Below are 19,461 nucleotides of genomic sequence, written 5' to 3' on the forward strand. Positions count from 1 at the left end.
GGGTCTTACAAGAGGGACGCTGACGAAGCAGATTACTTGAGAAGTGGATCGATGATGGCTTGAAAATCCGCAAATGGTCGTGCACCGATCAATGGGCGACCGTTGATAAAGAAGGTTGGGGTACTGGTTACGCCGAGCTTTAGTCCATCCTGCAAATCTTTCAGCACCTCCGCTCGATAGCGGTTATCCTGCATACATACGTTGAATTGTGACAGGGACAGGCCCAGTGTTTCAGCCAATCCTGAAAAATTCCACGCACCCTCTGAGGGTTGTCGACTGAACAGGGCATCATGGTAGTCCCAGAACCGGTTTTGCTCTGCAGCGCATTGTGCTGCCTCGGCGGCCAGCAGAGCCTGCTGATGATTCGGTCCAGGGAAGTCACGATAGACCAGCTTCAATTTTCCAGAATACTGTTTCAGCAGCTCCTTCAGTAGGGGGACAATCCGTTGGCAGTAGGGACATTCAAAGTCAGAGAACTCGATGATTGTGATGGGAGCGTGCTCCGTGCCAATCCAGGGATCATCGTCAATGCTAACATCCAGTATAGGGAGGTCCAGCCGGGGGAGATTTATCTGGATACTTGTCTGTCGTCGTAGGTGGAGCAGGAGCGCCTGACGGATTCGAGTTACTTCTTCGGGAGCCTGAGGAGAGAGCTCCGACGGTTGTTTCTGAGAAAGTGGGGTTGTCCGACGGACGGGGCCAGGCAGACCGGCCAGCCTGGCGACTGTTTCAGATTCACTCGCCTTCTCGATGAGGGTAGCAACTGTGATCCCTAATCTGGCTGCTTCAGCCGTGAGGAGTTCCTCATCAATGAGTCGTTGGATTGACTCCTTCAGTAGCTTGGTCCGCTGCTCCTCTAGCTGGTACAGTGGAAGTGCGACGGCTTGTTCAACCTCAGCATGAGTGATCGTCCGTGTGGCAACCTTGGCGACCACCTGGGACTTTATTTCTGAGACGGAGGGCTGCCGGGAGGCAGTAGACATGAAGCTATCAGTTGTGAACAGGAATAGCGAAAAACCGGCGAGACAGCAGACTATTCCAGTGATCCATGTGACTTTCACGACTCCCTCACGACGATCTGTTCAAGGTAGCAAGACAAGAATAGAAATCCAGTAATTCCTGAGAACCGGATCCAAGGAAGTCACTGTTCGATTCAGTCCACTTACATTGGGTAGGGAGAGGAGAGACCTCCTCCCAAAGTACTACCCTGTCTGTAGGCCGATTCCCCACCGAGTTTGGTATGGGCAGAAGGCCTGATCTGTTCTAGTTTCAGTCACTGATCTTGCAACGAGCAGAAGGTCACTGAGGGAAAGCATCCGCGCGGGACGCACGCCGCACGCGGCACTCGAGCGATACCAATGAAGTACAGAAGCGGCATTCTCAAGTACTCCGGATCAGAAGCTGTGGCAAGGGAGAAGGAGATACGAATATGTCTCATTGGGAAGACACATTGATCGGGACCAGCAGGAGTTTTCTGCAGGTGAAGAGCAAGATCCCGCTCCTCAGCAGGTCCAGATCGACGGTGCTGATTTCCGGCGAGACAGGGACGGGCAAGGAACTGTTTGCACGGGCGATTCATTATTCCGGTGAGAGGAGAGGAAAGCCCTTCGTGCCTGTGAATTGTGCCGCATTACCTGATCATCTGGTAGAAAATGAACTATTTGGCCACAGCAAGGGGGCCTTTACCGGCGCACTCGTCGAAAAACACGGGTTATTTCATGAGGCAGACGGTGGAACCCTGTTCCTCGATGAAATCAATAGTCTCAATCTGCCGGCACAAAGTAAACTCCTACGTGTACTGCAAGATCAGGAATTCCGGCCGTTAGGCTCCACGAAGAGTCGTGCTGTTGATGTCAAGATCGTGGCCGCAACCAATACGGACTTACGATACTTGGTTGAAACACGCCAATTCCGGGAGGACTTATTCTATCGGTTGAATATCTTGTCGGTTGAGCTTCCTCCGCTACGTAACCGACAGGAAGATATCCCACAATTAGCTAGGTATTTTGTCAAGCATGTTGCCGAGGAGTTTGGGAAGAACGTCGTTCAACTATCGCCAGATGCAATCAAGAAGCTGGTGGACTATGCCTGGCCAGGGAATGTGAGGGAATTACAAGGTGTGTTGCATCGCGCAATCGCGCTGGCGATGGGCAATGTCATAGGATGTGCGGAGATTGACTTGCCAGATCATGAGGTGCCGAGATTGGTGGGGACTGCTGTGCCAGAAATGACCGTGAGTGAACCAGGCGGGTTTCAGGCGATGAAGGCAAAAGTGATTGATGAATTCGAGCGGGCGTATTTGAGCAAGCTTCTCTCATCACATCAAGGGAATGTGTCCCAAGCAGCCCGTGCTGCCCATAAGGAGCGCCGTGCCTTTCAGCGATTACTGCACAAGCACGGCCTCGACCGGCGCGAGTTCTCTGCGGCGTGACAAGGCCGACTGACAACGTGGTGCCTGAGGGGGAACTGCCGCAGGGGAACGAGTAGCCTCATTAAATGCTTAACATTACAATTGGTTAGATTGTGATGTGGCTGGGCATCGAATGTGCTGTTGCCCGGTTACCATGGAAAGGCCGGATCAGTTTGAAACCAGCAAGAGAGTGGTATGGCTGCTACTTGGCTATCTCTATACCCATCCTGACGCGAAAGATACAGCTGAGGGAATCATGAACTGGTGGCTTCCCACACGTGGGGTAATGGTCAATAAAACAGGCGTGGAAGAGGCTCTCAACGAACTGGTCATGAGCGGCTGGCTCACATTGACAAGCCATAGTGCAAGCCATTCGATGTATGGTCTCAATCGAGCCAGGATCGTAGAGCTGCAGCGGCTGTTTGAATCCTCGGAGTAGGACTTCAGCTGACCAGCAACCCTCCGCTATCCAATCTGTTCGCTTCACGCACTAGGGGCAAGAACCGGCCTCGGCCACATTTGAGGCTGCTGTCCCAGTTGCCGTGTTGGAAAGGGCTTGGCGGGCGATTCGAAGATTCTCAGAAGCTTTCTCATAATACTGAGGATTGAGTTCAATGGCCTTCTCGAAGCAGATCACCGCTTTCTTTGCATGGTTGACGCCAAGAAGCGCAACCCCGAGGTTGTTATAAGCGCGTGGTTCATCCATCGACTTTTTGAAGGTGTTCAACGCATCCGTATAGCGTCGGCGTTGCACATAGGCGATGCCGAGGTTGTTATAGAGTTTGGGAGATTGTGAGCCGGCTGCGACGGCCTGTTCGTAGGTATCGATGGCCGCCTCGTAGTTACCGCTCAGCGCGTAGGCGAGGCCGAGATTGTTCAAGACATTCGGTTCTCGCGAGCGATGGGTCAAGGCCGTGTGGTAGGACGCGATGGCTTCGGCATGGCGTTTCTGTTGGTCGTACAAGAGCCCCAGTAAATTATGCGCTTGCCAGCTCGCAGGGTTGAGAGAGATGGCCTTGGTCAGGGCCTTTTCAGCATCTGCTTGCTTGCCTTGCATCAGGTAGATCTGTCCAAGGCCTTCATGGACCGGTGCAGATTCAGGCTCTCTGGTCCGTAGCTCTTGAAAGTGTGTCAAAGCCTGATCGAGAAGACCCTGCTGGAGAAACACCTGACCAAGCTTGAGCCGAACTGGGTTGCGGGAAGGATCGGCCTTCAAGGCTTTGTCATAGTGCAGGCTGGCTAATGGATAGTTTCGGGCTTGCGCATCGAGGTCGCCCTTACGTTCATGTTCCTCAGCCGTGAGCTCGGGGGTGGAGGAGGTAGCGGCTTCGAGACGTTCCTGTTGTTGTTTTTGTTCATCCATCACCTTCCGATATTCGGCTAAGTCCGCGGACGATGCCGCCTGATCCTTGGATCCCCAGCAACCAGTGAGTGTGGCGACTCCAACAGCAAGCCCGACTGCCAACAAAAGCCTCAGAGTTTGTAACGATCTCATTGCAGTCAGCCTCCCTTGTGTGAACACCTCTTTCGTACGGTCAGCATGCCGCGAGGCTGAGTAACGGTCAAACAAAACCCTCTTTCTCAATAATGGCGAAGGGATGTGCCAATCGTCTGCGGCTTCAGAACCGCAGCTGTAGCCGATTTGGCAGGTTTCGCCTGAGGCATCAGGACCGCAGTTCATGACGAAGAAACAGGCTAACGCTGAAAAAACAGTTAGATGGAGCAAGGCAAAGATCTGGCCGATGGTTTGCAATGCTCTGGTGGCAATGCGGAAACAGACCTCTAGCACGACGCCCGGGGGCCAGGATGTGAGGGACAATCCCACACACTTGAGCTGTGCGTGAATAGAGGGCACAGGACGCAGAGCTATTTTTGGATGTTCTTATTAACTACAACTTTTACCAAATGAAAGGTGCAAACCATGTTGAATGCAATTCGTCAGTTTGTGAAGGAAGAAGAAGGCGCCTCCGGGGTTGAGTATGCGATTCTCTTGGGTATCATGGGTGCGGCTGTCGTTCTGCTTATCACCCCACTTAGCACCGCCATTGGGAATGCCATTTCGGGCGCAACCACTGCTATCAACAATGCCAACGCGGGGAGCGGTTCTTAAGTGGCAGTATTGGCGAAAGCCAAGTGGTGAGGGAATCTTTGCTAACACGGAAACGGTTGGCCCGGCCTGGCTAGGGCCAACCGAATTCTGTAGGGCAGTGTCGTTAGATTAAAAACGAGCAGAATGTGATGCGAAGCAAATGTGAGCGATCGTGATATTACCCATAATGATCATACTGCTGACCGCACTGTTGATAATCGCCAGTTATACGGATCTTCAATGGTCTCGGATTCCCAACTGGCTCACATTTCCAGCAATGGGCCTTGGCATGGTCCTTCACTCCTGGATTGGCGGACTAGGTGATGCATTGTTTGGTTTGGCCGGGCTTGGAGTGGGAATGGGGCTATTTCTACTTCCCTACGCTTGTAAGGCGATTGGGGCAGGTGATGTGAAGTTGATGGCGGCCGTCGGTGCGATAGTCGGCCCATCCAGCGCGCTCTCGATTGCGATACTTTCCGTCTTGGCCGGAGGTATCTATGCCCTAGGTGCTATGACCTATCAGTGGGGTCTCGCGGGTACAGCAAAAAAATTGGCGTACTCAGCATACGGAGCATTTGTCACTGGGGGATTGGCTTGGTCTGGGGACATACAGTTGCCGTTCAAGTTGCGCTATGGCTTGGCGATCGCCGCCGGCACCCTACTGTTTCTTGGAGGTATCCAACCCTTTGGGGGGTAGGTATCACAGAAAACTCAGCTATGGTTGAACAAGCGGGGATGAGAATGACGAACCGAGGGAAGATCATAAATCAAGGCGTATCGATTGAAGAGGAGGGTGGGCAATGAAGCGGTTGAGGCCTCTCGTGTTTTTCGGATTGGCGTTGGTGCTGGGCGTTATTACCAGTGTTCTTGTATTCTCCTGGCTCCAGAGCGAGAAGAGCCGATTGCTGGCAGCAACCTTGCCCACAAGAACGAACGTACAGGTTTTAGTAGCAAATGCCGATATTCCCTGGGGAACAAAACTCACGCCTGAGATGGTGCTGATGCAGGAGATGCCGCCCGACGCTATTCCTGAAGGCCACTTTACGACGTTGGAGGCGATCAAGGACCGGGTATTGTTGGTGGATTTGAAGAGAAACGAGATGCTCCTCGAATCGAAACTCGCTCCACTTGGAACGACTGGTGGGGGAGTCGCCGCCGTGACTGATGTGAATAAGCGAGCTATGTCGGTGAAAGTCGATGATGTGATCGGTGTTGCAGGTTTCATTAAGCCGGCCGATCGGGTGGATGTGATGGTGACGATCGACCCAGTCCCTGGAAAACCGGAGCATGCTATTTCGAAAACGATCCTGGAAAATGTAAAGGTTCTGGCAGCCGGCACGCAAATGGAGCGAAAGGGAAAAGATGAAGAGCCGAAGTCGGTGCAGGTGATTACGGTCGAGGTCGATGTGGATGAGGCGGAGAAGTTGGCGCTGGCGTCAACGCAGGGGCGGCTGAGGCTCGCACTCCGGAATCCGCTCAACAGCGAGAAGGTTCTGACGAAAGGTGCGCAAGTGGGATCGTTGTTAAATTCATATCGCCCTAAGCCGGCGATGAATAACGACAATGGTGAAGGCGGGTATCGGGTAGAGATCATCAAAGGCGATGTTCGTAAAGAAATCAAGTTCTAGGACTGAGGGAGGCACGGCTATGCAGTTCATACATCACCGATTCGACACCAAGGTTCGATGGTTACTGGCGATCATGTGCGGAGGGGCACTCGTGATCGGTCCTTCCGGTGTCATGGCAAAGAATACGATCATCCATCTCGCCTCACAGTCCAAAGAGGCGCAGCAAGTCAACCTGGTGGTCGGAAAGTCAACGGTGGTCGACATGCCGGTGGCCATCAAGCGGGCATCCCTGGCTGATCCGCATATTGCCGATGCCATGGTGCTCACTCCTAAGCAGATCTATGTAACCGGAAAGGGCTATGGCACTACCAATCTTACACTGTGGGGGCAGGATGGTGCGGTGATCGCAATCCTTGATCTGGATGTCGGAGTGGATCTCATCAGGCTGAAGCAACAGCTCGCAGAGTTATTACCTGATGAGATGAATATTCGTCTGAGAGGAACACATGACCATGTGACAGTGTTCGGAACTATTTCCAGTGAGGCTCGCCTCGGTCAGGTGTTGGCTGTTGCGGAAGCCTATGCCCCAAAGAAAGTGCTGAACTTTCTTAAAGTGTATCCCGAGCCACCGGGGTCAAAAGTGCGTCCTGATGTGCAGACAGTCACGGTCGAAGTAATCAAGGGAACGTCGGTGAATGCGGTGAAGTTCTAACGTATCGGGAAGTTAGTAAGAAGGCGGGAGGAATTGTAATGAAACTACGTCATGCGATTACGATCATGGGCTGCGTGTTCACGATTTTGGCCGGCACACAGGCGTTCGGGCAAGATCCGGTGCCCGGTGCGACGGAACATCGAGACATTCAGAAGCTTGAATTGACCGTAGGCAAGTCGAAGGTGTTGGACTTGCCCGTAGCGATCAAACGAGCATCGTTGGCGAACCCAGACGTCGCGGACACGGTCGTGCTCTCGCCCACACAGATTTATGTGACGGGGAAGACGACAGGCGTGACGAATGTGACGCTCTGGAATGAGAGCGGCAAGATGATGGGTATGTATGACGTGGTCGTGACTCCGGATGTGACCCGCCTGAAGGAGAGTCTTCATAAGACTATGCCGGAGGAGAGCGGCCTCCTGGTTACCTCCGACCATGACCATATTACGCTCTCCGGCACTGCCTCAAATACCAGTAATATGAACCGTGCCTTGAGCATGGCAGAGGCTTATGCACCCAAGAAGATTGTCAATGCGATGCAGGTGGGCGGCGTGCAGCAAGTCATGTTGGAAGTCCGCGTGGCTGAGATGAACCGTGAGTTGATTAAGCGGTTGGGATTAAATTTTACCGGAATCGGCAATGATTATTTTGGAGTATCCTTGTTGGCGAATTTGACGAGGCTCGCCAGTCTGAGTCATCCGATTGGTCAGACGGCGACGATAGCCACCGAAGCGACGCAAGTGATCCAAGGTGCATTTGGATTTAATGCGGGGAGCACGTCGTGGACCGGATTTGTCGATGCGCTGAAGGAAGAAAATGCGCTGAAAGTGTTGGCAAAACCAACCTTAATGGCGCTAAACGGCCAGGAAGCCGCGTTTCTTGCCGGTGGGGAATTCCCCATTCCTGTTCCGCAAGCCTTTGGCCTCGTCACAATTCAATTCAAGAAATTCGGTGTGGGGCTGGTCTTTACGCCGAATGTTTTGGATAGCAAGCACATCAGTCTGAATGTGGCGCCGGAAGTGTCGGAACTCGATTTCACCAATGCCTTGCGCACGCAGGGATTTATCGTACCGGCCATTACGACCAGGCGGGCAGCGACGACGATCGAATTGGCGGATGGACAGAGTTTTGCGATCGGTGGATTGTTGCGTGACAACGTCCGGGAGTCCGTGAAAAAGGTTCCGTTCCTCGGCGAGGTGCCGATTCTCGGCGCTTTGTTCCGCAGCAGCTCGTTCCAAAAGAGCGAAACGGAATTGGTGATCATCGTGACCCCGCATCTGGTCAAACCGCTCGATATGAACGCACAGACGTTACCCACGGACTACTTCGTGGAACCAAATGACTTTGAGTACTACTTGATGGGATTTGGGGAGAAAAGCGGCCATGGTGGCAAGGCTGGGCAACGGTCGCCTGCAGCAGAGGTCTTGTCGAACCGGGTCAATACGGGTAGTGCGATGGAGGGACGTGTCGGTCACTTGATGCCCTAACGACATATCTCATCTAATGAATTGGAAATGAAGAAGGAGAAAGCTATGACACGATTCATGGGTATCTTAACTGCAACAGCCGGTTTGCTGGTCGGGGCTTGTGCCCCGACAACGATCAGTCCGAATTGGGGAACGGCCTATCAACAGATGAGGGCAGGACAAACCTTGAATCCGACGGCTGGGGAACAGTTGGAGCCGGTCGAAGGGCAGGATGGAAAAGCGAATGCCACGGCAATGGGGACCTACCGCAAGAGTTTTGAAAAACCTGACGCTGAATTTCAGCGTTCGATTGTATCAACCGGCGTGCAGACAAAATAACAAGGTGGTAAGGCCGGTATGAAGATATGCATGCAAAAACTGAATGAGCGGGGCGCTGCAGCGGTTGAATTTGCACTGCTGCTGCCGGTCTTTCTGATGATCCTGTTCGGTATTATTGAGTTCGGTATGATCATGTATGGGCGCGAAGTCGTCACGAATGCGGCCCGCGAAGGGGCACGCGCAGGCATTGTACAAGGACCTCCCAAGAGAACAAGCGGAGAAATCACCACGATTGCAAACAGCTATCTCACAGGAACCGGTGTCAACCAGGCTGATGTGACCTTTACGCCAACCGGGGCGGGACTCGCCAGCCCCAATCTCTTGACCGTCACAGCCGTGTATACCTACAATTTTCTGATTCCGTATATTCCCAATGTCGTCCCTGGAGTGCCCAACCCACTGGTGATCACGACACAGGTGGTGATGCGTCATGAGTAGTGGGAGAAGAACTAGACTGATTCATCTGATCGGCAACGACCAGGGTACGGTGGCCGTGATGAGCGCCGTCTTCCTCTTGGCTCTCCTGGCGATGGGGGCAGCAGCCATCGACGTCGGCCATGCCCTGGTTGCGAGGACTGAATTGCAGACTGCGGCAGATGCGGGAGCCTTGGCTGGAACCCGCGCTCTCGGGCTCATCTATGAAGGTATGACACCAGATCAACAACAGACTTATACGTTGACTGGCGGAGATCAGGCGACGATCGAGACCGCCGTGCAAAACACAGCTGCGGCGAATTCCGCCGCCGGTGTTTCCATTGCCATCAACGCCGGAGACATCGCCATCGGGACCTGGAATCCCAATGCCAGGACCCATACCCCTACTGTGAACCAGCCGAGAGCAGTGCGCGTCACAGCGCGACGGGATTCTACGGCAAATGGTCCAATCAGTACGTTCCTCGCAAGCGTGGTTGGATTGACCAGCGTCAGCGTGAGTGCCGTGGCTACTGCCGATATGACGGCCGTCGGTCAGACCGCGCCGGGCCAGTTGGACGTACCGTTCATGATTTCAAGTTACTATTTCACACAGTATGGGTGCGGAGACGCGATTCGGTTCTATCCCAATGACGGGACGCCGCAAGCCTGCGCCGCCTGGCAGACCTTCGATCAGAGTCCAGCGAACGCGAACACATTAAGGGCCATCATCGATGGGCTGCGTACCGGCACCTTTCAATCGCCGGGAACAGCTCCTGGCGGGACGCTCAATGCTACCAATGGACAAGTCAACAGTGCCTTTCCAAATTTGATTCAGCTCTATAATGCGAAGAAAGATGCCAACGGGAATTGGGATGTCTTTGTGCCGGTCTACGATTCCCCGAACTGTACGCCCCCCAACGGTGCCCTTCCGATCGTAGGGTACGCACATGCTAGGATTACCAATGTGCAAGGCAATCCGAACGCACAGATCTCGGCAACGGTCCAATGCAACATTTTCGAAGGCAATACGACCGGCGGCGGTCCTCCGTACGGGGTCTTCTCGACGATTCCAGGTCTCGTCGAATAGTTCTAACTTAGGAGCACATGTCCGATGGCACGATTGATTGCAGTGTCGATTGATTGTCGGAACGAAGAGGTCCGTCGGACGTTTGAAAGCATTGTGTCGCGCCGGCTGCATTATCTGATCGCCAAGGGCCAGGGAACCGGGGCGGTCGATATGCTGCTGCTTGAACTGGACGAGTTTCGCCCTCAGCACACCTTCGACCGTGTGCGCCAATTGTTGAGCGCGGCGCCGGAGCTTGAGATCTTTCTCACCGCCTCGCGCATGGATCCGCAGTTGCTGTTGGAAGCGTTCCGGGTCGGTGTCAAGGAGTTCCTTCCACAGCCGTTGACGAGGCAGGAGGTGGAACCAGCTTTGGCACGTTTCGAAGAGCGATTTTCCGGCAAGGCCGCTAGTTTGGAGCTGCAGGCCGGACGAGTGATTGCGGTTCTTGGCGTGAGGGGCGGTGTCGGAGCCAGTACTGTTGCCACGAACCTCGCAGTCTCCGTGCAACAGGTCCAGCCTCGGGAGCCCGTCGCGTTAATCGATTTGGACATCCATGGAGGGGATCTCGGGTTGTTTCTTGATGTGCCTGTCGCTCAAGGATTGACACATCTCATAAATGATATTTCACGGCTGGACGAAACGATTCTCAGGAGTTCGTTGGTGCGACATTCATCCGGGTTGCACTTTCTCGCCTCAGGCTGTGAGGCCTATGACGACTGGAAGTTGGCTCCTGGTACCATGATGCGTGTCATGACGCTGCTCCGATCATTCCATCAGCATGTGTTCGTTGATTGTGGGCACATCCTCGATCCATCGATTCGGGAAGTGATGGACGGTGCTGATCAAATTCTCGTCGTGACCACATTGTCGCTCCCAGCAATCAGACGCACGAAGCGATTATTGGACGTTCTGGGTCAAGCTCGTTATCCAGTTGGAAAGGTCGAACTGCTGGTCAACCGCTATGAAAAAGATCAACAGGATTTTCTGGAAGAAACTGAGACTATGCTGAATCTCCAAATAGCTGGACTGATTCCGAACGATTATGGATCAGCCAGTGAAGCGATCCAGTATGGGAAGCCCCTGACAGTGATGGCGGCAAAAACCTCCATTGGACAATGGTATCTGCGGGAAGTTGGACGGCTAATCGGTGAGTCCACCGAGGGCACCGTCCAGTCTTCGAAGGGATCGGTGAAGAATCTGTCATTCCTGGGACGGTGTTTGTCGAGTCTTGGGGGAGGCGTCGGACGCAAGCAATCAACGGTGTCACAATAGCTGAGTCAGCGGATACCAGGCGCAAATGGGCAGAAATTGGGAGGGATCATGTTAGCGACGAAGCCAATGAACGGAACTAACCAGGACACTCAGTATCAGGAGTTGAAAGACCGTCTCCATCAGCGCGTGATCGACCTGCTCGATATGACTGCCATCGGGAAGATGTCTCAGGAGAGTGTCACTGATCAGTTGGCCAAGTTGATTGAGCAACTCCTTCAACAGGAGTCGGTCCTACTGAATCAGCGGGAACGGGCACAGATTACGCAGGACGTGCTGCATGAAGTGTTGGGGTTGGGGCCATTGGAACCGCTGCTGGCGGATGCAACCATCAACGATATTCTGGTCAATGGACCGAAGCAGGTCTTTGTCGAACGATTTGGCCGTCTCGAAATCACGCCGGTTCGGTTTAAAGACGACGCGCATCTGAAGAAGATCATCGAAAAAATCGTTTCTCGTATTGGTCGTCGGATTGATGAGTCTGTGCCGATGGTTGATGCTCGGCTCGCGGACGGGTCCCGTGTGAACGCAATTATTCCGCCGCTGGCCATCGATGGCCCATCGCTCTCGATTAGGAAATTCAGCAAGGATCCGCTGCAGCTGCACCACTTGATTGAGAAACGATCGCTGACACCGGAGATCGGCGAACTGATGAAAGCAATCGTTCAAGCCAGACTCAATGTGTTGATTTCTGGTGGAACCGGGACTGGAAAGACTACGATGTTGAACATCCTGTCCGGATTCATTCCTAATAATGAGCGGATCGTGACGATCGAAGATGCCGCCGAATTGCAGCTCCGTCAGGAACATGTCGTCCGTCTGGAAACTCGACTGGCCAACATCGAAGGGAAAGGCGAGATAGCACAACGTGAACTGGTGAAAAACGCCCTTCGTATGCGCCCCGACCGGATCATCGTCGGAGAAGTCCGTGGTGCTGAGAGTTTGGACATGTTGCAAGCGATGAACACAGGTCATGATGGCTCACTGACGACCGTCCATGCCAACTCCTGCCGGGATGCTTTGACCAGAATTGAAACATTGGTCTCGATGGCCGGATTCAACCTCGCCCCCAAGGCGATGCGGCATTATATTTCGTCAGCGTTGGATGTGATCATCCAGATTGCCCGCTTATCGGACGGCACAAGAAAGGTCATCAGCGTGCAGGAAGTTGTCGGGATGGAGGGTGATCTCATTACACTCCAAGAGCTGTTTGTCTATCAGCAAACCGGCTTGGATGAGAACCGGACAGTCAAAGGGCGTTTTAAAGCGACTGGCGTCAGACCGAAGTTTGCGGAACGGTTGGCTGCAAAAGGACTTGTTCTTCCACCGACCATTTTCGATCCGATGAAGGTGTACGAATGTTAACCGCACTGATTAGCCTCGGGATTTTCGGCACGATCCTCCTCTTCATGTATGCCTGCACCACGGCCTATCGCGTCATAGCACCGCGCGGGGTGGACCGGGCGGTCGAGCGGGTTCAGAACTGGTCGTTGCCGAGCGAGACCGAGCAATTGGAAATCATGCGCCAAGACTCGCTGAGCGAGATCCCTTGGTTGAATGACCTACTCAGGCGTGCCAAGAAGCTGCAGGTCTTGAGAACGCTTCACCGGCAGGCAGACTGTCGGACCCCACTGGGGGTGTTTGTGCTGGCTGCTGTCGGGCTCGCGTTGAGCGGATTTGTGCTGGCCTTATCCATGCAGCAAACCATCGTGCTCGCGTTCCTGTTCGCAGGCTTGTTGGGGGCTATCCCGTACACCTATCTCCTGTGGCGCAAGAACCAGCGCATTGCAATGTTCGAACGACAGTTTCCGGAGGCGTTGGAACTCATTTCTCGATCGTTGCGGGCTGGTCATGCTTTTTTGTCCGGGCTCAAACTGGTCGGAGAAGAGGCGACAGATCCAATCGGGAAGGAGTTTAGGAGGCTATTCGATGAGGTGTCAATGGGCGTGTCGCTTCCGCAAGCATTCAATAATATGACCAACCGAGTGGACAGTGTTGATCTACGGTTTTTCATGACCTCGGTGCTGGTTCAGCGCGAGACAGGAGGAAATTTGGCAGAGATCCTTGATTCGTTAAGCGCATTGATCCGGCAGCGGTTTGAATTGCAACTACGAGTTAAGGCGCTTTCTGCGGAGGGACGGATATCTGCAGTTATCCTTTTGGGACTCCCAATTGTGGTTGGGGCACTGCTGTTCAAGATGAATCCGGACTATATGGGGTTGCTATTTGCTGATCCCACGGGTCGAATTCTGGCAACTGTCGGGAGCCTCATGATGGTGGTTGGGGCGATGATGATGAAACGTATGGTGATCATCAAGGTCTAAGGAGCGACGCATGGAACTTCCTCTCGTTGCAGCATTCGTGACGTTTCTGGCGGTGATGCTATTGGGAACAGCATTGTATGTGTATCTGGATCGCCGTGAGATGGTGGAGGTCTGGCGTCGTCGGGCTGAGGGGCATCCGGAAAGTGTTGTAGAGGAAACACCATCTGGGAACATCCTTGATGTTGCTCAGGCACAACTGCAGGCTGTGCTTGAGTGGTTCGCTAAGTGGAATCAGCCTTCCGATGCAGAAGAAGCCAAAGCCACACGTCATCTCTTGGTCACTGCTGGCTATCGGAGCAGAAAGGCTCCGGTCTTTTTTGTGGGGTCGAAGCTGCTTCTAGCGGTAACGATGGTTGCTCTCTTCGCGATGGTTCCAGTCAAGAGTCTTGGTTTCCCTAGTACCACCACGATGCTCTTCTATTATGTCTGCCTTGCAGCATGTGGATATTACGCTCCCTCAGTTTGGCTGAAGCACAAGATCGCTGGTCGACAAGATGCGTTGCAGCGAGCCATTCCTGATGCGCTGGATCTTATGGTGGTCTGTGTTGAAGCAGGATTGGGGTTAGATCAAGCGATCGGGCGCGTAGGGCAGGAGGTCAATCAGGCGCATCCTGCTCTTGGAGACGAATTAAACATCCTGTCCCAAGAGCTGAGAACCGGGGTTCAGCGCCAGGTAGCGCTGCGGAATCTTGCCCATCGCACCGACCTTGAGGAAGTCAGGAATCTAGTCGCCCTTCTGGTACAGACGGATCGGTTCGGGACCAGCATCGGCCAGGCTCTCCGAGTCCATTCGGACTCCATGAGATCGGCGCGCCGTCTTAAGGCAGAAGAGCTGGCGGCGAAGTTGCCCGTGAAGCTCTTATTCCCTCTCATGTTCTTTATTTTCCCAAGCATACTTATTGTGACGGTCGGGCCGGCCTGTATTAAGATAGCAAAGGCACTGTTGCCAGCGATGACTGGACAGTAGTTTGTTTCAGTCCATCAGAGGAAGGCAAAAGTGAGGTCTTTATCCCTGCGAACGATCGGCAGTGAGGCTTTGTTACGCCACGCTCTGCCCGATGGAAGCTTTTCTGGAACGACTGGAGGGCAGTTCCAGACGGACTCGACCGCATGGGGTATCCTGGCCCTTGCTGCGTGTGGCGGGTCCGCTGAGCTGCTCGATCAATCGCGACACTTGTTGATGCGTGAGCAGCTCCCAGATGGCCGACTTTGTGTAGATAGAACCCACCCCGCTTCGTATTGGCCAACTCCTTTGGCCGTTTTAGCCTGGCAGGATTCGGAGCCCTGCCGTGAGGCACAGCAACGAGCAGTCCGCTTCCTGCTTGAGACGACGGGCTTCCACTTTCCAAGAACATCCGATGTACCTTCGGCACACGATACCTTGATTAAAGGTTGGCCTTGGGTAGGTGACACCCATTCCTGGGTCGAACCGACGGCGATTGGCATTATGGCGCTCAAAACAACGGGACATGGGCATCATGATCGTGCGAAGGAAGCTGTTCGCATGGTACTTGATCGTCAATTGCCCCATGGCGGCTGGAACTATGGAAATACGCATGTATTTGGGCGGGAACTCCACCCCATGCCAGAAAGTACCGGTGCAGCTTTGACTGGTTTGACTGGCCTGGTCGAGCGTGACGCTGTTCGTGAGAGCCTGACTTATCTTCAACATAAAGTGACCAGCTTGCGGACACCGATTTCGCTGGGATGGAGCCTGCTCGGACTGGCTGCTTGGAATGAATCACCAGCCAACGTTGCGGCTCTGGTTGAGCGATGTCTGGCAAATCAGGAACGGTATGGGGAGTACGAGACATCGGCACTTTGCCTGCTCGTACTTGGTGCACTTGCGTCGGAAATGGGCGGCCAAGTCCCGCTGATATCAGCTTCTATGTATCAAGGACGTCCTGCAGCTCTCACTCAATAGTAGGAGCCTTGTGGAGACTCAAACAGATCAGGGAACGAATGGAGGCCTGACTCGCCGTGATGTCTTGCGGGCTGCGGCGGCGGGTCTTATCATTGGAACGGGACTATTGGTGGTTCCGAAACGGTATTTTCGTTTGCCTCAACAGGCTCAGACCTTTGTAGCGAAGGTGGACCACTATCAGCTCGATATCGCAGGCATTCTTTCTCTCGGAATGTTGGAACTGGGGGTTGGCAAAACGGAAATTCAAGGGAAGCGCATTCTGCTCAAGCCGAACCTGGTTGAGACAGCTTCAGAGGCACCGCATATCAATACACACCCGCTTGTCCTACGTGGAGCCATTGAGGCATTTCTTCGTTTAGGCGCGGCTGCGGTGATGGTGGCGGAGGGACCAGGCCACCGGCGAGACACGTTGGCTGTGTACGAAGAGTCCGGTCTTGCCGACGTCCTGACCGAAGACCGAATCAAGTTCCATGATCTCAACTACATCACTGGGTATGAATTACCGAATCTCGGTGCGAAGACCACCATGAAGACCCTGACCTTTCCCGCGCTGTTCCAAGAGGTCGATTGGATCGTATCGATGGCAAAAATGAAAACCCATCATTGGACCGGTGCAACGCTCTCGATGAAAAATCTCTTCGGTGTCATGCCAGGGAGATATTATGGCTGGCCGAAGAACGTGCTGCATAAAGCCGGTATCCAAAACTCAATTCTTGACATCAACGCTACATTGAAGCCTCACTTTGCGATTATCGATGGAGTTATCGGGATGGAGGGAGACGGGCCGATCATGGGGGATCCCAAACAGGTTGGTGTTCTGGTGATGGGCCGTAACCTTCCTGCCGTGGATGCGACTTGTTGCCGGATTATGGGGATTGACCCCTATAAAGTGTCCTATTTGGAGCAAGCCGACAATTGGCTGGGGCCCATCGGCGAGAAATCGATTGAACAGCGCGGAGAAACCATTGTGTCCGTGCAGACAGATTTTAAGTTGATCGATACGATACCGGCTCAACAGGGGATTCGGCTGAAGTGATGAGGAGTACCATGCATAGACTCGTCGTACTTGCCGTCTTGCTGTGTCCGGTCGCTCTCTATGCCGCAGAGGCAGAAATGCCATCCCCGCAGCAGGGACCCAGGCTCTACGATCATTATTTGGCATTGAAGCAGATGCAGGAAAGCCTGGCTGGTCGTCCGTTGGAAGAACAGGCTCGACTACAGCCGCAGATCAATCGTGCGGAGCAGAATGCCTGTGAACAGGTGCGGCGGGAACGAGAAGAGCGGGTGCCGAAAGAAGAGTATCGTCGGCAGGGCGGGGATCAATTCCTCGTGTTCGCTCAACAGCTCGAGCAGTATTGCCAGACATCGCGGTAGCCGCATTTCATTCCTTATTTGTCACTGTGTCTGTCTCCGCTACCATCCTTTTATCCTCCCGGTCGTTGTAAGAAAATCGTCCTTCCCATGACCAAGTCAATACAAAGCCACATTGACAGGCAGCGGAGGAGGTCCCATGATACGCCAGGATGCGATTATGACGACACGGGTTTCCAATCAGGCCGGAACCGGCAATCCATATATCGGTAAGGCTCTCATCGCCGTTGTGATGGCGCTTGCGATCGGCGCGTTCTTCTATTTGGATCTTGGACGATTCTTGTCTCTCACGGCATTGAAAGAAAATCGGGACAGCTTGCTTGCCTTTGTGGATACCAACTTTGGGGCCGCAGTCGGCCTCTTTATCCTGACCTATGTATTAGTGGCCGGCCTGTCACTGCCGGGTGCCGTAATTCTGACGCTGGCCGGTGGCTTCTTGTTCGGCGGGATCTTGGCGACGCTGTTCATCAATATCGGTGCGACGACCGGAGCGACCCTCGCCTTTCTTACCGGGCGGTACTTGTTGCGAGACACAGTCGAGCAGAAGTTCGGGAAGTGGCTGGGGCCCTTTCAAGAGGGGTTTGCGAAGAATGCCTTCAGTTATCTCTTGACGCTACGGTTGATTCCGCTCTTTCCCTTCTTTGTCGTCAATCTGGTTTCAGGTCTCACACGTGTCAATGTCGGAACGTACATGCTCGCGACGGCGATCGGCATCATTCCCGGGTCGTTTGTGTATTCGTACGCGGGGCGTCAACTAGGGACGATCAATTCATTGAAGGAAATCGCGTCTCCCAATGTCATCGGCGCCTTTGTGCTGTTAGGGCTGCTGGCACTGGTCCCGGTTGTGTATAAGCGGTTCTCTGGAAAGTCTGTATGATGATGAGCTTCTCGATTCAAGCAAGGATGCCATGCTATGAAGCCTCAGTCTTTACCCGGGATATCCGAAATGAGTGAGCACAGCCAGCCGTTGATTCTCCCAGACGACGAGCCCAATCGACAGCTCGTCAGCAATGTGCATCCGGCTGATTGGGTCAACCCCGATCCGGCGGGACGGTACAACATTGTGGTGGTTGGGGCAGGAACTGCCGGGCTGATCACCGCCGTTGTGGCGGCAAGTCTCGGTGCGAAAGTAGCATTGATCGAAAAACATCTGATGGGCGGCGATTGTCTGAATGTCGGCTGTGTGCCATCAAAAGCCATCATTCGCGCCGCCAGGGCCTGGGCGGATCTGAAAAGGGCGACGGAGTTTGGCCTCGATATTCCTCCCGGTGTGAAGTATGACTTCGGGACCGTGATGGCGCGCATGCGGAAGCTGCGGGCTCGCATCAGTCAGAACGATTCGGCTCGCCGCTACACAAATCTTGGAGTCGATGTGTACATCGGCAGCGGACGTTTCCTTGGTTTTGATACGATCCAAGTGGAGGGTTCAGCTGGCGACCGGGTGCTCACTTTTGCAAGAGCTGCGGTCTGTACGGGGGCCAGGGCGACGATTCCGACCACGCCTGGCTTGCAAGGAGTCGACTATTTGACGAATGAGAGTGTCTTTGCTCTCACGCAGTTCCCGCAGCGCCTGGGAGTTATTGGGGCCGGGCCGATCGGATGCGAGCTGGCGCAGGCCTTCGCACGGTTTGGAAGCCAGGTCTATGTGATCGAAACGGGGCACGGTATCATGCCCAACGAGGACCGAGATGCTGCGGAGATTGTCGAACAACAGATGCTTCGTGATGGAGTCACGCTCCTCTGCTGTGGGAAAGATCTGCAAGTCGAGAAGGTGGAAGAGGGGAAGCGGCTGATCGTTGAGTCGCATGCTCAACAGCATGCGGTCGTTGTCGACGAGATTCTGCTCGGTGTCGGGCGGACCCCGAATGTGGAGCGGATTGGTTTGGAAGCGGCTGGAGTCGAATACGATCGGAATGGAATCGTGGTGAATCGTCGGCTGCAAACGACCAATCCCAAGATTTTTGCAGCCGGTGATGTCTGCTCTCGCTATAAGTTTACCCATGCGGCTGATGCCATGGCGCAGGTCGTCATTCAGAACGCCCTATTCCCGCATCCTCTGGGTGTAGGCTATGCCGATGTGGAGGCATTGACCATGCCCTGGTGTACCTTCACGGAGCCGGAAATCGCCCACGTCGGGATGTATGAGCACGATGCTAAACAGAAGGGCATCGAGGTCGAAACCTATACGTACAAACTCGACGAGGTGGATCGGGCGATCTTGGATGGGGAGGAGGAAGGGTTTGCTCGCGTACACATTCGAAAAGGGACCGACCAAATCCTTGGTGCCACCATTGTGGGTGCTCATGCCGGCGATCTCATCAGTGAATTCTCCGTCGCCATGAAAGCGGGTGCGGGCGCCAAAACGATCGCTGGGACTATCCATCCCTATCCCACTCAAGCTGAAGTGAACAAGAAAGTGATCAATCTCTGGAGAAAAGCGCATTTCTCACGGGGCACCAAGAATATCCTGACCAAGCTATTTGCCTGGATGAGAAGGGGATAATGGATG

21 protein-coding genes are annotated in these 19,461 nt (G+C 53.9%); 19 read left to right on the forward strand and 2 right to left on the reverse strand.

Annotation, left to right across the window (positions count from 1 at the left end):
• Positions 1-32 precede the first annotated feature (32 nt).
• Positions 33-983, reverse strand: coding sequence for a thioredoxin domain-containing protein (locus ACMTNU_RS04450; protein ID WP_413933996.1), 951 nt, complete (start codon positions 981-983; stop codon positions 33-35).
• Between the two features lie 446 nt (positions 984-1,429).
• Between ACMTNU_RS04450 and ACMTNU_RS04455 the strand changes: the two genes are divergently transcribed.
• Together ACMTNU_RS04455 and ACMTNU_RS04460 are read left to right on the forward strand one after the other, a co-directional pair.
• The gene (locus ACMTNU_RS04455; protein ID WP_413933997.1) at positions 1,430-2,431 is read left to right on the forward strand and encodes a sigma-54 interaction domain-containing protein; all 1,002 of its coding nucleotides are present in this window, start codon (positions 1,430-1,432) and stop codon (positions 2,429-2,431) included.
• Positions 2,432-2,600: 169 nt separating this feature from the next.
• Positions 2,601-2,849, forward strand: a complete 249-nt coding sequence (locus ACMTNU_RS04460; protein ID WP_413933998.1) for a hypothetical protein — start codon at positions 2,601-2,603, stop codon at positions 2,847-2,849.
• 51 nt (positions 2,850-2,900) lie between these two features.
• Here ACMTNU_RS04460 and ACMTNU_RS04465 read toward each other — a convergent pair whose 3' ends face one another.
• A complete protein-coding gene (locus ACMTNU_RS04465; protein WP_413934000.1) occupies positions 2,901-3,905 on the reverse strand; it encodes a tetratricopeptide repeat protein in 1,005 nt (334 codons plus the stop codon).
• Positions 3,906-4,331: 426 nt separating this feature from the next.
• Here ACMTNU_RS04465 and ACMTNU_RS04470 point away from each other — a divergent pair, with 426 nt between their 5' ends.
• The 17 genes from ACMTNU_RS04470 (at position 4,332) to ACMTNU_RS04550 (ending at position 19,455) form a co-directional block, all read left to right on the forward strand.
• A complete protein-coding gene (locus tag ACMTNU_RS04470; RefSeq protein WP_413934002.1) occupies positions 4,332-4,520 on the forward strand; it encodes a Flp family type IVb pilin in 189 nt (62 codons plus the stop codon).
• Between the two features lie 151 nt (positions 4,521-4,671).
• Positions 4,672-5,196 carry a prepilin peptidase gene (locus ACMTNU_RS04475; RefSeq protein WP_413934003.1) on the forward strand — a complete coding sequence of 175 codons (525 nt, stop codon included), beginning with the start codon at positions 4,672-4,674 and terminating at the stop codon, positions 5,194-5,196.
• A 103-nt stretch (positions 5,197-5,299) separates the two neighbouring features.
• A complete protein-coding gene (cpaB, locus tag ACMTNU_RS04480) occupies positions 5,300-6,127 on the forward strand; it encodes a Flp pilus assembly protein CpaB (RefSeq protein WP_413934004.1) in 828 nt (275 codons plus the stop codon).
• A gap of 19 nt (positions 6,128-6,146) precedes the next feature.
• Positions 6,147-6,779: a pilus assembly protein N-terminal domain-containing protein gene (locus tag ACMTNU_RS04485; protein WP_413934005.1), complete on the forward strand. Its 633-nt coding sequence runs from the start codon at positions 6,147-6,149 to the stop codon at positions 6,777-6,779.
• 38 nt (positions 6,780-6,817) lie between these two features.
• Positions 6,818-8,266, forward strand: a complete 1,449-nt coding sequence (locus tag ACMTNU_RS04490; RefSeq protein WP_413934007.1) for a type II and III secretion system protein family protein — start codon at positions 6,818-6,820, stop codon at positions 8,264-8,266.
• Between the two features lie 45 nt (positions 8,267-8,311).
• Positions 8,312-8,584, forward strand: a complete 273-nt coding sequence (locus ACMTNU_RS04495) for a hypothetical protein (RefSeq protein WP_413934008.1) — start codon at positions 8,312-8,314, stop codon at positions 8,582-8,584.
• Positions 8,585-8,614: 30 nt separating this feature from the next.
• Complete coding sequence (locus ACMTNU_RS04500) at positions 8,615-9,022, forward strand: TadE/TadG family type IV pilus assembly protein (RefSeq protein WP_413934010.1); 408 nt, start codon at positions 8,615-8,617, stop codon at positions 9,020-9,022.
• A complete protein-coding gene (locus ACMTNU_RS04505) occupies positions 9,015-10,085 on the forward strand; it encodes a pilus assembly protein TadG-related protein (RefSeq protein WP_413934012.1) in 1,071 nt (356 codons plus the stop codon). The genes ACMTNU_RS04500 and ACMTNU_RS04505 overlap by 8 nt, the downstream gene beginning before the upstream one ends.
• A gap of 24 nt (positions 10,086-10,109) precedes the next feature.
• On the forward strand, positions 10,110-11,336 hold the full coding sequence (locus ACMTNU_RS04510) for an AAA family ATPase (protein ID WP_413934013.1): 1,227 nt from the start codon (positions 10,110-10,112) through the stop codon (positions 11,334-11,336).
• 48 nt (positions 11,337-11,384) lie between these two features.
• Positions 11,385-12,698, forward strand: coding sequence for a CpaF family protein (locus ACMTNU_RS04515; RefSeq protein WP_413934014.1), 1,314 nt, complete (start codon positions 11,385-11,387; stop codon positions 12,696-12,698).
• Entirely contained in the window at positions 12,692-13,657 is a 966-nt protein-coding gene (locus ACMTNU_RS04520) for a type II secretion system F family protein (RefSeq protein WP_413934016.1), read from the forward strand. Before ACMTNU_RS04515 ends, ACMTNU_RS04520 begins: the two co-directional genes overlap by 7 nt.
• Positions 13,658-13,667: 10 nt before the next feature.
• Positions 13,668-14,624 carry a type II secretion system F family protein gene (locus tag ACMTNU_RS04525; RefSeq protein ID WP_413934017.1) on the forward strand — a complete coding sequence of 319 codons (957 nt, stop codon included), beginning with the start codon at positions 13,668-13,670 and terminating at the stop codon, positions 14,622-14,624.
• A gap of 30 nt (positions 14,625-14,654) precedes the next feature.
• Positions 14,655-15,581 carry a prenyltransferase/squalene oxidase repeat-containing protein gene (locus ACMTNU_RS04530; RefSeq protein WP_413934018.1) on the forward strand — a complete coding sequence of 309 codons (927 nt, stop codon included), beginning with the start codon at positions 14,655-14,657 and terminating at the stop codon, positions 15,579-15,581.
• Between the two features lie 10 nt (positions 15,582-15,591).
• A complete protein-coding gene (locus ACMTNU_RS04535) occupies positions 15,592-16,617 on the forward strand; it encodes a DUF362 domain-containing protein (RefSeq protein ID WP_413934020.1) in 1,026 nt (341 codons plus the stop codon).
• An 11-nt stretch (positions 16,618-16,628) separates the two neighbouring features.
• Positions 16,629-16,955, forward strand: coding sequence for a hypothetical protein (locus ACMTNU_RS04540; RefSeq protein WP_413934021.1), 327 nt, complete (start codon positions 16,629-16,631; stop codon positions 16,953-16,955).
• 136 nt (positions 16,956-17,091) lie between these two features.
• A complete protein-coding gene (locus ACMTNU_RS04545; RefSeq protein ID WP_413934022.1) occupies positions 17,092-17,829 on the forward strand; it encodes a TVP38/TMEM64 family protein in 738 nt (245 codons plus the stop codon).
• Positions 17,830-17,865: 36 nt separating this feature from the next.
• Positions 17,866-19,455 carry a mercuric reductase gene (locus tag ACMTNU_RS04550; RefSeq protein ID WP_413934023.1) on the forward strand — a complete coding sequence of 530 codons (1,590 nt, stop codon included), beginning with the start codon at positions 17,866-17,868 and terminating at the stop codon, positions 19,453-19,455.
• Positions 19,456-19,461: the final 6 nt, after the last annotated feature.

The organism is Nitrospira sp. BLG_1 (genome assembly GCF_047338595.1).
GTDB lineage: Bacteria > Nitrospirota > Nitrospiria > Nitrospirales > Nitrospiraceae > Nitrospira_D.

Excerpts from the sequence above, each read along its gene's own strand:
- cpaB (WP_413934004.1), top strand. The coding sequence starts at position 5,300 with ATGAAGCGGTTGAGGCCTCTCGTGTTTTTCGGATTGGCGTTGGTGCTG.
- ACMTNU_RS04515 (WP_413934014.1), top strand. The coding sequence starts at position 11,385 with ATGTTAGCGACGAAGCCAATGAACGGAACTAACCAGGACACTCAGTAT.
- ACMTNU_RS04495 (WP_413934008.1), top strand. The coding sequence starts at position 8,312 with ATGACACGATTCATGGGTATCTTAACTGCAACAGCCGGTTTGCTGGTC.
- ACMTNU_RS04520 (WP_413934016.1), top strand. The coding sequence starts at position 12,692 with ATGTTAACCGCACTGATTAGCCTCGGGATTTTCGGCACGATCCTCCTC.
- ACMTNU_RS04470 (WP_413934002.1), top strand. The coding sequence starts at position 4,332 with ATGTTGAATGCAATTCGTCAGTTTGTGAAGGAAGAAGAAGGCGCCTCC.
- ACMTNU_RS04505 (WP_413934012.1), top strand. The coding sequence starts at position 9,015 with ATGAGTAGTGGGAGAAGAACTAGACTGATTCATCTGATCGGCAACGAC.
- ACMTNU_RS04540 (WP_413934021.1), top strand. The coding sequence starts at position 16,629 with ATGCATAGACTCGTCGTACTTGCCGTCTTGCTGTGTCCGGTCGCTCTC.
- ACMTNU_RS04545 (WP_413934022.1), top strand. The coding sequence starts at position 17,092 with ATGATACGCCAGGATGCGATTATGACGACACGGGTTTCCAATCAGGCC.
- ACMTNU_RS04490 (WP_413934007.1), top strand. The coding sequence starts at position 6,818 with ATGAAACTACGTCATGCGATTACGATCATGGGCTGCGTGTTCACGATT.
- ACMTNU_RS04465 (WP_413934000.1), bottom strand. The coding sequence starts at position 3,905 with ATGAGATCGTTACAAACTCTGAGGCTTTTGTTGGCAGTCGGGCTTGCT.
- ACMTNU_RS04455 (WP_413933997.1), top strand. The coding sequence starts at position 1,430 with ATGTCTCATTGGGAAGACACATTGATCGGGACCAGCAGGAGTTTTCTG.
- ACMTNU_RS04485 (WP_413934005.1), top strand. The coding sequence starts at position 6,147 with ATGCAGTTCATACATCACCGATTCGACACCAAGGTTCGATGGTTACTG.
- ACMTNU_RS04500 (WP_413934010.1), top strand. The coding sequence starts at position 8,615 with ATGCAAAAACTGAATGAGCGGGGCGCTGCAGCGGTTGAATTTGCACTG.
- ACMTNU_RS04525 (WP_413934017.1), top strand. The coding sequence starts at position 13,668 with ATGGAACTTCCTCTCGTTGCAGCATTCGTGACGTTTCTGGCGGTGATG.
- ACMTNU_RS04550 (WP_413934023.1), top strand. The coding sequence starts at position 17,866 with ATGAAGCCTCAGTCTTTACCCGGGATATCCGAAATGAGTGAGCACAGC.
- ACMTNU_RS04510 (WP_413934013.1), top strand. The coding sequence starts at position 10,110 with ATGGCACGATTGATTGCAGTGTCGATTGATTGTCGGAACGAAGAGGTC.
- ACMTNU_RS04450 (WP_413933996.1), bottom strand. The coding sequence starts at position 983 with ATGTCTACTGCCTCCCGGCAGCCCTCCGTCTCAGAAATAAAGTCCCAG.